This is a genomic window from Actinokineospora iranica, from assembly GCF_900101685.1.
Taxonomy (GTDB): domain Bacteria; phylum Actinomycetota; class Actinomycetes; order Mycobacteriales; family Pseudonocardiaceae; genus Actinokineospora; species Actinokineospora iranica.
This window is the reverse complement of the sequence record NZ_FMZZ01000003.1, coordinates 26,063-39,884: the sequence shown is the minus strand read 5'-3', so window position 1 is coordinate 39,884 and position 13,822 is coordinate 26,063. Positions and strand designations below refer to the sequence as shown.

At 64.9% G+C, this 13,822-nt stretch carries 11 protein-coding genes and 1 pseudogene; 3 read left to right on the top strand and 9 right to left on the bottom strand.

What is annotated here, in order from left to right; genetic code table 11:
* Window positions 1–8: 8 nt before the first annotated feature.
* The gene (locus BLS56_RS08060) at window positions 9–233 is read left to right on the top strand and encodes a hypothetical protein (RefSeq protein WP_091449346.1); all 225 of its coding nucleotides are present in this window, start codon (window positions 9–11) and stop codon (window positions 231–233) included.
* A 194-nt stretch (window positions 234–427) separates the two neighbouring features.
* Here BLS56_RS08060 and BLS56_RS08055 read toward each other — a convergent pair whose 3' ends face one another.
* From BLS56_RS08055 to BLS56_RS32150, 4 genes and pseudogenes are all read right to left on the bottom strand, one after another.
* Complete coding sequence (locus tag BLS56_RS08055) at window positions 428–958, bottom strand: PH domain-containing protein (RefSeq protein WP_091449345.1); 531 nt, start codon at window positions 956–958, stop codon at window positions 428–430.
* A gap of 43 nt (window positions 959–1,001) precedes the next feature.
* On the bottom strand, window positions 1,002–1,508 hold the full coding sequence (locus BLS56_RS32155; RefSeq protein WP_228771477.1) for a hypothetical protein: 507 nt from the start codon (window positions 1,506–1,508) through the stop codon (window positions 1,002–1,004).
* Between the two features lie 101 nt (window positions 1,509–1,609).
* A pseudogene (locus tag BLS56_RS32995) lies at window positions 1,610–1,927 on the bottom strand (PH domain-containing protein); the annotation flags it as partial.
* 11 nt (window positions 1,928–1,938) lie between these two features.
* Window positions 1,939–2,586 carry an RHS repeat-associated core domain-containing protein gene (locus BLS56_RS32150; protein WP_228771476.1) on the bottom strand — a complete coding sequence of 216 codons (648 nt, stop codon included), beginning with the start codon at window positions 2,584–2,586 and terminating at the stop codon, window positions 1,939–1,941.
* On the opposite strand from BLS56_RS32150, the gene BLS56_RS08035 reads away from it, so the two are divergent.
* Window positions 2,563–3,531, top strand: coding sequence for a 5-formyltetrahydrofolate cyclo-ligase (locus tag BLS56_RS08035; RefSeq protein WP_228771475.1), 969 nt, complete (start codon window positions 2,563–2,565; stop codon window positions 3,529–3,531). The genes BLS56_RS32150 and BLS56_RS08035 overlap by 24 nt on opposite strands.
* A 248-nt stretch (window positions 3,532–3,779) precedes the next feature.
* Here BLS56_RS08035 and BLS56_RS08030 read toward each other — a convergent pair whose 3' ends face one another.
* The gene (locus BLS56_RS08030) at window positions 3,780–4,133 is read right to left on the bottom strand and encodes a hypothetical protein (RefSeq protein WP_091449342.1); all 354 of its coding nucleotides are present in this window, start codon (window positions 4,131–4,133) and stop codon (window positions 3,780–3,782) included.
* On the bottom strand, window positions 4,115–10,018 hold the full coding sequence (locus BLS56_RS08025; protein ID WP_091449656.1) for a PA14 domain-containing protein: 5,904 nt from the start codon (window positions 10,016–10,018) through the stop codon (window positions 4,115–4,117). Before BLS56_RS08025 ends, BLS56_RS08030 begins: the two co-directional genes overlap by 19 nt.
* Before the next feature lie 568 nt (window positions 10,019–10,586).
* Between BLS56_RS08025 and BLS56_RS08020 the strand changes: the two genes are divergently transcribed.
* A complete protein-coding gene (locus BLS56_RS08020; RefSeq protein WP_091449341.1) occupies window positions 10,587–12,119 on the top strand; it encodes a methionine--tRNA ligase in 1,533 nt (510 codons plus the stop codon).
* Between the two features lie 8 nt (window positions 12,120–12,127).
* On the opposite strand, the gene BLS56_RS08015 is transcribed toward BLS56_RS08020, so the two are convergent.
* From BLS56_RS08015 to BLS56_RS08005, 3 genes are all read right to left on the bottom strand, one after another.
* A complete protein-coding gene (locus BLS56_RS08015) occupies window positions 12,128–12,322 on the bottom strand; it encodes a DUF397 domain-containing protein (protein WP_091449340.1) in 195 nt (64 codons plus the stop codon).
* Between the two features lie 109 nt (window positions 12,323–12,431).
* Window positions 12,432–12,626 (bottom strand): DUF397 domain-containing protein, encoded by a 195-nt coding sequence (locus BLS56_RS08010; RefSeq protein WP_091449339.1) that lies wholly within the window; start codon window positions 12,624–12,626, stop codon window positions 12,432–12,434.
* Window positions 12,626–13,474 carry a helix-turn-helix domain-containing protein gene (locus BLS56_RS08005; protein ID WP_091449655.1) on the bottom strand — a complete coding sequence of 283 codons (849 nt, stop codon included), beginning with the start codon at window positions 13,472–13,474 and terminating at the stop codon, window positions 12,626–12,628. The genes BLS56_RS08010 and BLS56_RS08005 overlap by 1 nt, the downstream gene beginning before the upstream one ends.
* Window positions 13,475–13,822: the final 348 nt, after the last annotated feature.

Genomic DNA, 13,822 nt, shown 5'->3' with positions numbered 1-13,822 from the left:
ACCGCCCCATGGTCAGTGAGTTCGAGCGCACCAAAGACACCATCCAGGAAATGACCGAGACCGCGGCCACCCACGTCGGCCGCATCGCCCAAATCATCACCAGCGCCGTCCGCGACGTAGCCCGAGAAATCGGCGACTGGGCCACGGACACGATTGAAATGCGCGAAGCCGCCCAACGGGCGGCGGCGGACCACAAACCGGCACGGCCGGTAATCGTGGACGAAGAACCATAGAATCGGGTACAAGTGGCCCGCCCTCACCTGGCGAGGGCGGGCCACTTACTATTTTTCTTCTTTCCATGAGGAAGCAGTTCGACGGCGATCGGACAACCATGTCGGTCGGTCATGATATTCCCGTTCCTCGATACACTTTGCGGTAACCGCGTGAGCCGTATACTCACCGATGCTCGCCCATGTAGATTCTTTGCTCAATGGGTCGACAACCAGGCCAGGATGAGCAAAAGCACCAGAAGGACCACAAAGGGAAGCCAGCATATTTCCAGTGTTCGGGTCACTTCGGTGTCATCCGGATCGCCGTTGGCGCGAATCTGCTCGATTCGATTGGCCATGGCCTGTTGGACGGGGTTGCCGTGCTTGATGGCAACGATGGACCAAGCAGCGACCGCCGGGAGGACGGTGGTGCCGTCGAGCAGACGGAAAGAGATGTGGTCGGTGGTCTCGATACGATGAATGGCCGCCCACGGAATCCGGTAGCGGCAGACCCAGTTGACGATATCCAGACCTCGAGTCGAGACAACGAGCTTGGGGTGCGCACTGGCAAGCCAAACGACCCAGATGCCCAGCCACATGGCGAAAAGGCCTTGTGCGAGTGAGAAAAAAGTGACTTCCTCGGCTGGAAACAGCGCCAACCACCCGGCGAACAACGTCAACCCCGCAGTTGCCAGCCAGCCAGCCACCAGCTCCACACGGCGCCGGATGACTGTGACAACTTCATCCATCCGTATACCACTCCTCGGGCTCCGGTGCCTGTCGATCGGGTTGTCAGTGTACTTCTGTCAGGAAAACCACCGGTTGGACGCGAAGTAGCTGCCAACAGAGATGGCTGCGTTGAAGCCCCAGTTGATCCCGGTGCGTGCAGGGGCGTTGGTGTTGACCGAGCCAGCCGTAGTCCATGTGACCGGGCTGGTTGTCCGGCAAACCGTCGTTGTCGGTGTTGAAGATGCCCGGCTCGCCGTAGGGGCCGTAAGTGCGCAGGGCCCCGACCTGGGTTCCAGTGGTGTTCGTGGTCAGGCAGAGGTCACCGCGGACGGTGGGGTGGTCGAAGGTCTGCGATGTTCCGATCGGCACCGTCCCAGGCGAAGTGGGTGACAGGACCTCGCCATGGAAATCAACAGCGCAACAGTCTTTTTCTTTCCAAACCAGCCACCTCAAGAAATAAGCCAGTCGAAGACTAGAAGAACAACCACAGCGATCAAAAAGGCAACTGGTTTCACATCCAGCCTTGAGCGAGAAGGCAGCGGAGCAGACGTCTGCGCATTCGCCCGCCATGCCTCGACCCTCGCGTGCAGGTCACGTTCATACCTGTGCCCACGCATGATACCGGCAAGCGACTGCCCACCAGTTGCGGGCCGGATACAACGGCCATCACGGAGCCTGATCCGAACATCCCCGCCGTCGACACCCCGAGACTCAATGTCTGGCCACGGAATTTCATGCCGAACAAACCAATTTACTACCGTCAGTCGCGCAGGGGCCAGCACGATCTTCGGGTGCGCACTGACAAGCCACCCAACCCAGGCGGCAACGAGAAATACAGTTTGATTGATCCAAACATCGAGGCCCAACGGTGGAGGCGTGCGGACAGTCGCAACAATGACGATCGCCACAATCCCTCCCGACGCAAACCAACCGAAGTAATAGTCGAGTCGGTGCCGCAAAACTATTGCGGCACCGACTCGATCACCCATATTGGAAGACACTACAGCCACGTTTTTTTCTGCGAGGCCCAGAGACCCCAGCCACCGATCAACGCGTTCATCCCCCAGTTCCTTGCCGAGGCCCGCCAATCAATCGGAGCACGGTGCCTACCACTACTGCGACCTGCTACAGCACCCCAGGCCGGTCGCTGGACCACGTTCCTGGCTCGCCACGCCTGGGCGAAGGATCGGCCAGCGAAACCACCCGCGAGCGTAATTCCCAGATCAGTCCCAGCGGACCGCCAGTTGATATTTCTTACGTTCCATCCCGCATTCGACAAGGTAGTGACACCCCAGACCGCCAGTCCCCCAGCGAGACATACACCCGCACTGACTACGACACATCCTACTGTGGCAAGGCCAGTTGCGATTCCCTTCCAGTTTTTGACAGCTTTCCTTCCGAGGTTCTTGGCACCGTTCCATGCTTTCCTGCACCAACCACAGGAGGGCCATTTGCCGTCGAGGTCGGTTGAGTTGACGGGGTCAGCAGCGACGTAGTCGTAGTCGTTGGCGCTGCCGCCTTCGACGGGGTCGACTGTGAGGAAGCGGCCGAGGGCGGGGCTGTAGGGGCGGGCGCCCATCTGGACGATGGACAGGGCACCCGCGTGTTCGTGGGGGCGTTGGTGTTGACCGAGCCAGCCGTAGTCCATGTGACCGGGCTGGTTGTCCGGCAAACCGTCGTTGTCGGTGTTGAAGATGCCCGGCTCGCCGTACGGGCCGTAAGTGCGCAGGGCCCCGACCTGGGTTCCAGTGGTGTTCGTGATCAGACAGAGATCACCGCGGACGGTCGGGTGGTCGAAAGACTGCTCCGCGGCTACCGGCTTCCAGGTGTGCAGGACGCCACCAGGGAGGCTGATACTGCGGGTAAGCAACCTCTTGTCTCCTGCCATGGCGTACTCGGCACTGTCACCGGAGGACGTGTAGCCATAGAGGATATCCGCCTGGCTGTCACCTTGCGTAGCCAGACGACGGACGATCCGGTCGGTCACGTCGCAAACGTAGGAGACGTTCGCCGGGCCAACCGTCTGACGAGCCTGAAGAGCTGGCAGCACGCCCGGGTGCTCAAGGCCAACCCCGACCGCGCCCAACTCCCCGTGCGACAGCTCGCACTCGCACAGCACAAGTTCGTCTACATGGCGGTCCCCAAGATCGCCACCATCAAGCCGTTCTACGCGCTCGACCCGGCGACAATGAACCCCGCCGCGGTCGACAGCAAACAAGCCAAACTGCTGGCACCCTCAGTCAGCCTGGACGAGATGCAACCGGTGGACTTCACCGTCTGCGGCTCCGTCGCCGTCAACCACCACGGCACCCGCATCGGCAAAGACGCGAGCTACTCCGACATCGAAGTCGCCCTACTCACCGAAGCCGGACTGATCAAACCGACAACCACGATCGTGACCACCGTGCACCAACTCCACGTCATCGACGAAGACCTACCCGAAACCGAACACGACTTCAGCGTCGACTACATCGCCACACCAGACGAGACCATCGAATGCGGGCCACCACGACGACCGACAGGACTCGTGCACGAACACCTGACCGCGGAGATGGTCGCCGCGATACCGGTGTTGCAGGCTCTTCTGCCGTAAATAGTCCCGGACGGGCCACCGTCACCGAGAGGTCACACTGCAGACAGCAGCATTGCTGATTGCAATTTTGACTCAACAACGAACAGAGAGACCAGTCTACCCCTACAGCAGGTTGAGCCTCCTCGACAAGGGAAAGCGATTACACGAATTTCCGATATAAGCTCCGACCTGCACTTACCTTATCTTCTATAATCTGAACCAAGGGGCTCCGGCAGATATTCCCCTCCCGGAGCCACCCCAGTTCCGCTCTACACCTTAATCCTGGCACATACCAGACGAACCAAGTCCGAAATTGGCAGCGTATCGATCTCCGCAGCCTGCAAAACCTTGGTAAATTCTTTCGGATATCGAGTAACAGCTTGGCGCACCATTCCGCGTAGCTCCTCAGCGTCGCCGCCTTCAGGAATCAGGCCTGGTATCTCACCGGTGAACTCAACCCGGAACCGGTTACCCTCGCTGTCGAAGACGGCCACCAGTTCGTCCACTGTCTCTGGACTTTCCGCTATTCCCACGAGGTACCGCTGGTCGTGCACGACGTAGGGAACCAGGTCGAAGTCGAAAACCAAGACTGGCCAATTCAAGATCACCAACCCCTCTGCCACGGGCGGTGTTGCTTGATGCCCGGCCTGCGGTGGTAGTGGATTACCTGCCACCACTTCTGGCCCGGGAAACGGTGGCTGTGTATACCACCCACGCGCCTGCCTCCCAGGTACAAGTCTGTCCCCCTGGCACTGCGGGCCTTGTTGAACGTCACCCCGAAGTACCTGGCGTTCTTGCCCATGTGTCCGAAGACCCGTCCCAATGCCCCAAAACCTAAACCCGAGGCACCGCCAACCAGTGCCGACCTTCCCAGACCAGCCATCGTGAAGTTGGATGTGCCCGCGTTCTTCACAGCATACGACGCCGCACCCACGCCGACACCAACGGCCACTCCACAAACCACGGACGCGCCGCAAGCTACCGCTCCAACCACGCCAGCACCAATCACCAGGGCTTTGCCGATATCGCGCCAACTGGGCCAGCGGCCGTCGAGGTCAATCTGGTTGATGGGGTCGGCGTTGGTGTAGTCGTAGTCGTTGGCGGAGCCGCCTTCGACGGGGTCGACTGTGAGGAAGCGGCCGAGGGCGGGGCTGTAGGGGCGGGCGCCCATCTGGACGATGGACAGGGCACCCGCGTGTTCGTGGGGGCGTTGGTGTTGACCGAGCCAGCCGTAGTCCATGTGGCCGGGCTGGTTGTCCGGCAGACCGTCGTTGTCGGTGTTGAAGATGCCGGGTTCGCCGTAGGGGCCGTAGGTGCGGAGGGCGCCGACCTGGGTTCCGGTGGTGTTGGTGGTGAGGCAGAGGTCGCCTCGGATGGTGGGGTGGTCGAAGGTTTGTTCTGCGGCTACGGGTTTCCAGGTGTGCAGGACGCCGCCGGGGAGGGTGATGCTGCGGGTGAGCAACTTCTTGTCTCCTGCCATGGCGTACTCGGCGCTGTCACCGGAGGACGTGTAGCCATAGAGGGTATCCGCCTGGGTGTCTCCTTGAGTGGCGAGACGGCGGACGATGCGGTCGGTGACGTCTCGGACGTAGGAGACGTTGGCCGGGTCGGGGCCGGTGGTGGTGATGTTGATGTTGCGGTCGGCGCCGTCCCAGGCGAAGTGGGTGGTGGCCGCGCCCTGGGTGTACTGGGTGGTGGAGCCGTGCGCGTTGTACTGGATGTTGGTGATCGGGTTCGGGCCGGTCGTGGCCAAAATCCGGTCGGCGGCGTCGTAGCAGTAGCCGGTTTCGGTGCTGCCCGACGAGGTCTGGTCGATCAAGCGGACACGGTTGGTGTTGAGGCCCGCGTTGGCTTGGGTGCCGGTCGGGCACCCGGCGGGGGCGGTGGAGGTGAAGTCGTAGGTGTAGTGGTGTCCGGGCACCCATGCCTCGGTCAGGCGTCCGGCGGCGTCGTAGATGTAGTTCGGTCCGGAGCGGGCGTCGAAGCCTTGGAGGGTCTCGTCGACGATGGTGCCCGAGCGAGAGCGGGTGACCGCGGAGACGACCTCGGCGTTGTTGCTGGTTTTCCAGGTCAGTGAGGTGAGGCGTCCGGCGGTGTCCTTGCCGATGGCGGTCAGGGCGGTGCCGTTGGCGTAGGTGGCCGAGGCCAGCTCGCCAGCGGTGTCGTAGGTGGAGGTGGCCAGCACGGTCGTGCCGAGTGTGGTGGTGAGGACTCGGCCCGCGTCGTCGTAGGTGTTGGTGGTCTCCTGGGGTGGGTCGGCGGGATTCGGGGGGATGACCTTTTCGAGAGTGACCCGGCCTGCCTGGTTGTAGGTGGTTTCGGTGCGCATACCGTGGGCGTCGGTGTAGGCGACGACCCGGCCCAGGAGGTCGACCTGGGTGGTGACGGTGCCGTTGTGGTCGGTGACCGAGGTGGTCAGCGGGTCCCCGCCGACGGCGTAGTTGGTGGTGACGATGCGTTCCCCTGCGGAGGCGCTGGCGGGGATCTTCTGGGTGGTCACCCGGTCGCGGGCGTCGTAGGTGGTGCAGGACCAGTCGCCCGCGGTCGCTCTGGCCACGACGCGGCCGGAGGCGTCGTAGACCTGCTCGTCGGTGCGGGCGGCGCCGGTGGCGGGGGCGGTCATGGTGGTGATCTTGGCCATGCCGCCCTGGTTGACCGGGTCCACTGCGGGGGTGCAGGGGTTGTCGCGGGTCTCGGTGTCGCCGTAGAACGCGTAGGCGGTCTGCGCGCCGGTGGGCATCGTCTTCGAGGTCTTGCGCAGGTAGCCGACGCCGGGGGTTTCGTAGCCGGATCGGCTGGTGAGGCCCGCGGAGGTGGTGCTGGTGGCCAGGCCGTAGGTGGGGTCGAGGCCGTTCTCGCCGTAGTTGGTGGTGGCCACCGAGTCGGGGACGCCGTCGGAGTCCGAGGTCACGGTGGAGGTGGTCAGGCCGTAGCGGGTCTTGAGGTACTGGCCGGGGATGGGCTCGTAGAAGGCGTCGGGGGTGCGGCGCCAGTTGAAGTGGAGCTGGCCGGGGCCGCCGCCGTTGTAGTAGTCGATGCGGACGCGGTGGACCGAGCCCGCGGTGGTGTTGTTGTAGACGCCGGTGATGGGGCGTCCCGCGCCCAGCCGCCAGTCGTCGGCGACGAGGGTGTCGTCGATCCAGAGCCGGGCGCCGTCGTCGGCGTGCAGCTCCATCGTGTAGTTGCCGGTGTTGGGGAAGGTGATCTCACCGGTCAGGCGCAGCGAGAAGTTCGTCGGGGACACGCCCGGGGCCGGGGCGGTGGCGCCGTCCCAGTCGGAACGGACCCTGCCGTCGGCCAGGCCCAGGCCGGTGCCGTAGACCTTCGGCGCTCCGGACAGACCGGTGTTGTCGTAGAAGGACACGGCAAGGCCGTTGATGTTCTCGTCGTAGTTGGTGTGCGACTTCGCGACGGTGTTCGCGCACGCGGCCGTGGGCACCTGCCCGGTGAAGCAGGACGCCGGTGCGGGCCCGTAGGAGTCGACCGGGCGGTCCTGGGCGTCGTACACCGTGGTCGACACCCGGCCCGCGGTGTCGGTGGAGGTCAGCTTCTGGTCCTTGACCGACCAGGTCTGCGACGACACCTTGCCCGTGGCGTCCGTTGTGGACAGCAGGCGGTCGGCGGAGTCGTAGACGACCTTCGTGGAGAACCCGATCGCCGGGGTGATTCCGGCGATGTCGACGAACGCTGTCCGGTTGGGACGGTCGTAGCGGTAGAACCGCTTCGGCCTGGGCTGACCAGGCATCGGTTCAGGCGCCCACACTTCGCCGATGACCGGTTTGGTCGCGGCCGGGTCGTAGTAGTGCAGGACCGTGGTGGAGTTGGTGTTGGCCCGGGCGGGCCAGTCCGCGGCGACCCAGTCCGCCGAGAGGCTGTCGCGGACCTGGTCCATCGGCCCGTTGATGTTGTAGTTGTAGTCGGTGATCTCCGAGCCCGGGTCCTCGATCCGGAACAGGCGGCCGCCGACGTACCACAGGCGGGTCTGGGTGCCGTCCCAGTAGACGATGCGGCACAGCATCTGCGCCGGGGGCAGCGCGTCCGCGCCGCCGGGCGGGGTCGCGCCGCCGTAGCAGTCCTCGCCGGGCCGGTTGTAGAACAGCTGGTGCGCGCGGTTCGACACGGGGTCCTTGATCTGGACCAGCCGCGACGGTGTGCCGTTGTAGATGTTCTGCAGCGCCGCGGGCTTGCGGGAGTCGGCGACGTTGGACTGGGTGTCGAGCTTGCCGTCGGTGCGGAAGACGAACACGTCCGAGCCCTCGGTCAGGGTGACCCGGCCGGTGGTGTCCAGGCCCAGGACGCCGTCCTCGTTCTCCGGTGGGCTGTAGCCGCCGGTGGCCTTCTTCGTCCAGGTGTGCTTCGCGCCGGTGGCGTCGGTGAGCACGATGGTCTGGTCGGTGATCTTCGCTTCGGTGTAGGTGGCCCCGGTGCCGTCCAGGTCGGCCGAGAGGGTCCAGCCCTGGGGCAGCGGCGGGGAATCGGTGGTCGCCAGCCACGCCGCGGGCACGATCTGCTCGGGCACCGGGTCCGCGCCGGTGGCCCGGGTGAACAGCCGCATCCGAGCGTGCCCGGTCATCTCCTGCAACTCGACCTTGATCGGCACCGCCTGCCCCGCGGTCAGCGACACCGAGGTGGCCGCGGCCCAGTTCACGTCGCTCGGGGTGGCGACGTCGTAGACCTTCTGCCCGTTGATCCAGATGACCGGGCCGTCGTCGTGCACACCTGCGAACTGGTAGGACCCGGTCTTGGGCGGGATGAAGTACCCCTCCCACCGCACCAGCCACCAATCCGCGCCCAACGCCGGGGCGAACGGCGAACTCGTGCCCCAGTCGGCGTTGATCTGCGGCTCGTTGCGGATCAGCACCGGCTGCTGCGCGTCGTTGATCAACCCCGCGTGTGAGACGTCGTCGAAGTAGGACGCTTTGAGGCCCCGGTTCTCCGGCTGCTGGGAGTTGTAGGTCATCGTGACCCCCGCCGTGCCGCCCACCGTGGTGAACGTCGGCGAGGACGCGCTGGTGGACACGTTGCCGTTGGCCAGGTTCACCGAAACCGGACCCGCACTGTCCACAGGAGACGGGCCGTGGTCGCCGATCCGCTGGTTCACCGTGAAATGCCCGACGAACGGGTTCGTGTTCTGCGTCGACCCGCTGTAGGTGCTCGACAACCACGTGTAGGACACACCATCGGAGAGCACCCCGACCGGAACCGTCCAGTTCGGCGAGGACTGGCACCCGGAGTTGATCACCGTGCCGGACTTGCCGTCCGACCCCGTGGCCACGCTGAAGCAGTACGACACCGGGTCCCCGTCCGGGTCGGTCACCGGGTTCACCGACAGCGTCGGCGTCAACGTCGTCAGTACCGCGTGATTCGGCGGCGCGGTCATCACCGGCAGCGGCGGCAGCGAACCGGTGTCCACCAGCATCGTCGCCGACAGGTTCTTGTAGGTGAACGCGCCGGCCTGCTCAGTGCCCAGCAGCATGAAGTAGGCGCTGTTGTCCCCGGCGTCGACCCGCCCCTTGAGGAACGAGGTCAACCGGCTGTCGGTGAACTTCCCGACGTCGCCGACCACCGTGTTGGCCAGGTGCTGACCCACGCCGTTGTAGTCGAACGCGGTGCCGTGGAACAGATCCGAGCCCCACGCCTTGGTGAACCCGCCCCCGTTGTTGCGCGTGACGTCCAGCCGCACACCCACGACGTTCTTGCCGAACAGCGACGAGTAGTTGAACTTGAACAGCGTCCGGTTGTAGGTGTCCCCAGCGGCCTGGCTGTTCCCGATCCGCAGACCGCAGTTCTGGCAAACGAACCCGTCACTGCGGTACGCCCACGCGTCCACCACACCGAAGGAGAAGGTCGGGTCGACGCTGACCGGGTAGACCCGCTTCGGGTCCCGCAGCCACGCCTCGTCCACCGACACCGTCAACACCCAGTCGTTCCCGGCCCGCTCCAACCCGTACACGCCACCGGTCGTCGCCGGAGCCCGATCCGGTGCGCCCGAAGAGTCCCACGTCTCGATCGGCGGCATCACCATCTTGGTCGCACCACTGGCATCGACCAGCACCACAGCGCCGTCGCCGGTCAACTTCGGCGTCAACGCGCCGGTTTTCAGGGTGAACCGCCACGACCCCTTCGCCGGGGCCTTCTTCAGGACGATGGTCTCCTTCACCGCCCCCGGCGTCACCTCATACGTCAAGTCCGTGTCCGCCAACACATCCGCATACCGCGCGGTCTTCCCCTCGACCCGCGCCGCACGCCCCTGGTTGGACTTCTCCACCCCCAACGACACCCGGGAACCGTCGACCTCGACCGCCACCAGCGACGGATCATCCGCCCAAGCGCCGAGGGAGGCGTTCAACGGGTGCCGCTTCGCCTTCACCCGCCCGGTTTTGCCGTCCACCTCAAGAGACGCGTCCACCGGCTGCCACTGGCCTGCCTGGTCCCGCACATTCAACGGCTGCGTCGAGTGCTTCTGAGTCCGCGACCCATCCGGATTCTCATACTCTTCGACGAACATCGACCGCGACACCAATCGCGACCGCTCCGGATCAAACCGCGACCCACCATCGTCATGCCTGGCCAACGGCCCGAAATCCGCCTTCGGGTCCACCACAGGAGCCTGCGGAGCCGCCGCGGGCGCCGCCGGAAGCAACGGCAGATCACGCGGGTCCACAGCAACCGGACCAGCGGGCTGCTCCGCGGCCGCGACCGGCGTCAACCCCTGAACCGACGACACCGCCAACGTCACACATAACGCCGACACCAAAACCTTGGCAGCTCTGAGCGGGCGCGCACCGAAACGCGCGCCGCGGAAGCGACGAGACACCGGTCCCCCAGGAATCCGAGCGGTCCCCGACAGCCCGCGAAACGTGACCAAACCCGACGAAGCCTCACTCATCACCCGCCCCGACACCATCGACCGAACGGACGAATCACACACAGTGCCGATCTTCACCAGGCCCGCCGCACCCCAACGGACCACAAGGTCGGTCTATGCTGGCCGAGGCAGGGAGCGCTCAGCGGTTTTTCGGTTGTCTGTGCCGTTAGCCTGGTGGTCTCAGCACTCGGTAACCAGGAGCTACCTGATGGCACGCCGCTACATCACGACCGCTATTCCGTATGTGAACTCCAAGCCGCACTTGGGGTTCGCTATGGAGCTGGTGGAGACGGATGTCATGGCGCGGCACTGGCGGCACCGGGGGCATGAGGTGCGGTTTCTGACCGGCACCGATGACAACTCGCTGAAGAACGCTATCGCGGCTGAGGCTGAGGGTATCCCGACGGCGGAACTGGTTGATCGGAACGCGGGGGCGTTTCGCGATCTACGGGGGCCGTTGGAGATCGGTTTTGACGACTTCATCCGGACCAGTGGCGATCCGCGGCACAAGGTCGGGGTCGAGCGGTTGTGGCGGGCCACGCGCGAGTCCGGTGACCTGTACCGCAAGCACTACGAGGGCCTCTACTGCGTGGGCTGCGAGCAGTTCTACGCCGAGTCCGAGCTGGTCGACGGGCTGTGCCCCGAGCACCTGACCAAGCCGCAACTGGTCAGCGAGGAAAACTGGTTCTTCAAGCTGTCCCGCTACCAGGACCGGTTGCGTGACCTCATCGAGAAAGGTGAACTCCGCATCGAGCCGCCGAGCCGCCGGAACGAGGTTCTCGGGTTCATCAACAGCGGTTTGCAGGACTTCTCGATCTCGCGGTCGATCGAGCGTGCCCGCGGGTGGGGCATCGCGGTGCCCGACGACCCCGATCAGGTGATTTATGTCTGGTGGGACGCCCTGGGCAACTACATCACCGCCCTCGACTACGGCACCGACGGCGACGACTACCGGCGCTGGTGGCGGGAGTCCGACGACCGCACGCACGTCATCGGCAAGGGCATCGTCCGGTTCCACGCCGTCTACTGGCCCGCGATGCTCATGAGCGCGGGGCAGCCACTGCCCACGTCGATCTTCGTGCACGACTACCTGACCGTCGACGGCCGCAAGCTCGGCAAGAGCCTCGGCAACGCCATCGACCCGGTCGCCATCGTGGACCAGTACGGCGTTGACGCGCTGCGCTGGTGGCTGGTTCGCGAGGTGCCCCGGGTGGGTGACGCGGACTTCACCGCCGACCGGCTGGTCAGCCGCTACCACGAGGACCTGGCCAACGGCCTCGGCAACCTCGTCAACCGCACCGTCAGCATGGTCCACAAGTACCGCGACGGCGTGGTCCCGCCGCTGCCCGCCGAACCCGCGACCGGCGCCCTCGCGGAAGCCATCGCCTCGGCGCCCGGGGCGGTCGACGCCGCGCTCGCGGAGTTCGACTTCCGCCGCGCGACCGCCGCCCTCTGGAAGGTCGTGGACGAGGCGAACCGCTACGTGGTCGAGGTCGCGCCGTGGACGCTGGCGAAAGCGGAGAAGACCGGGGACTCAGCGGCGGGCGGCAAGCTCAGCGACGCGCTCGCCATGCTCGTCCACGCGATCCGCACGACCGCCGACGAGCTGACGCCGTTCCTGCCCGGCGCGGCTGGTCGCGTCCAGGTCCAAGTCCGGGAGCACGAGGGCAAGCTCCCCCAGCCGCGACCGCTGTTTCCCCGCATCGAGGATTCCACGGCCACCAGCCATGCTCGCCCATGAGCGCTTACTCAGGAGTTCAAGCCGCGCACGAAGGTGTTCCACTGGCGGGAGCCGAACAGCAGCACCGACTCGGTGCCACCCACCTTGCTGTCCCGAGTCGCGATCTCGCCATCACCCAGGAACGCCACCTCGACGCACTCTTGATCGTGGTTACTCCGGCTGCTCTTGAACCACCGGGCGTCGGACAGCCTGACGTTGCTCATGCTGCGTCTCCTTCGCGTGGGGGGCGTCCTCCACGATGGTGATCACGGCCGCGTTCGTCAAGCAGCCCGCGCGCGGCGGGGCGGGCGGGCTGCTTGCGGTGAAGTTTTGTCAGGCGTTCAGGTTGCGCACGAAGGCGTCCCACTGGCGGGTGCCGAACAGCAGCACCGACTCGGTGCCGCCCACCTTGCTGTCGCGGGTCGCGATCTCGCCGTCGCCCAAGAACGCCACCTCGACGCACTCACCTTCGGGAGTGCTCCAACTGCTCTTGAACCACCGGGCGTCGGCCAGCTTGTCACTGCTCATTATTGCTGCATCTCCCTTGCCAGCTTGGCGATGTAGTTCACGGACTCCACCTCGCTCATCGAGGCTTCCCATAGGTCCGCGAACGCCTTACTGTAGCGCTCGATCTCGTTCGGCTTCTCCAGGAAGAGCGACCCGGTGAAACCCTCGACGTAGACCGTGGACGGTTCGGAGGGAGCGCCGTTCGCCACGGTCGGGAAGTCCAGCTTGGCGAACGGGCCGGTCGCGGCCCCCGGGTGGAAACCGGCCGAGAACGGCATCACCCGAATTGCCACGTTGTTCCGCTGACTCATCACGACGAGATGCCGAAGCTGCTCGATCATCACCTCTGTTCCACCGATCAGGCGGTGAAGAACAGCCTCATTGAGCACGATCTTCACCCACAGTGGAGACAGTATTCGGGATATCAGCACTTGCCTGGCCATGCGAAGCTGCACCCTCGGCTCGACTCGTTCTGGGGCCGGGCCAGCCTCGATCACGGCGCGGGCGTAGCGCTCGGTCTGGAGCAGCCCCGGCACCAGCTCCGTCCAGTAGCCCTCAAGCTCGGCCGCCACGTCTTCAAGACCGATGTAGAGATCCAGGTAGTCAGGGATGATGTCGCTGTAGCTCACCCACCAACTGTTGGCCCTGGTCTCCTTGGCCAACGCCATGAGGGCAGCTGTGGTGTCTGCCGGAGCGCCGTAGGCCCGACACATCATCTCCACCTCGTGGCTGCGCATGGACGTCAGCCCGGACTCAATCCGCCACATCTTGGTCTCAGACCACTCGAACTTCGTGGCCGCCAACTTCACCGGGAACCGCGCCCTGTTGCGCAGATCCCGCAGGTACCGGCCTAGTTGGCGGCGTGGCACCGTCGACCCCTTCGCGTCCTCTTGAGACACCTTCACCCCATTCCTCCCCGACGCCGATCTTTCATCGAAAATGAAAGAATCGCCGCGTCCGATACGAAAGACGATTGTTGGCTGGGCAATACTCTAGCTCGGAATCCATGGGGAGTCTCGCCCTCCCCGGCCCGCGTGTCGCCCGCCAGAGCCGCCTGACCAGCACGACGGCCGGTCCGCCCGCACGGCACCGTCGAAAAGGACGTGAGAAGCGGCGTTGATTTCCCGAGAACCAGGACCGGAAAGTTCCGCTAGAATGAATCGGGAAAACGCCCGCGCCAATTCCCCTGGCACGACCGAAGACCGCCCTGACCTGCG

Excerpts from the sequence above, each read along its gene's own strand:
- BLS56_RS08020 (WP_091449341.1), top strand. The coding sequence starts at position 10,587 with ATGGCACGCCGCTACATCACGACCGCTATTCCGTATGTGAACTCCAAG.
- BLS56_RS08025 (WP_091449656.1), bottom strand. The coding sequence starts at position 10,018 with ATGTTCGTCGAAGAGTATGAGAATCCGGATGGGTCGCGGACTCAGAAG.
- BLS56_RS32150 (WP_228771476.1), bottom strand. The coding sequence starts at position 2,586 with ATGGACTACGGCTGGCTCGGTCAACACCAACGCCCCCACGAACACGCG.
- BLS56_RS08010 (WP_091449339.1), bottom strand. The coding sequence starts at position 12,626 with ATGAGCAGTGACAAGCTGGCCGACGCCCGGTGGTTCAAGAGCAGTTGG.
- BLS56_RS32155 (WP_228771477.1), bottom strand. The coding sequence starts at position 1,508 with ATGGCGGGCGAATGCGCAGACGTCTGCTCCGCTGCCTTCTCGCTCAAG.
- BLS56_RS08015 (WP_091449340.1), bottom strand. The coding sequence starts at position 12,322 with ATGAGCAACGTCAGGCTGTCCGACGCCCGGTGGTTCAAGAGCAGCCGG.
- BLS56_RS08060 (WP_091449346.1), top strand. The coding sequence starts at position 9 with ATGGTCAGTGAGTTCGAGCGCACCAAAGACACCATCCAGGAAATGACC.
- BLS56_RS08055 (WP_091449345.1), bottom strand. The coding sequence starts at position 958 with ATGGATGAAGTTGTCACAGTCATCCGGCGCCGTGTGGAGCTGGTGGCT.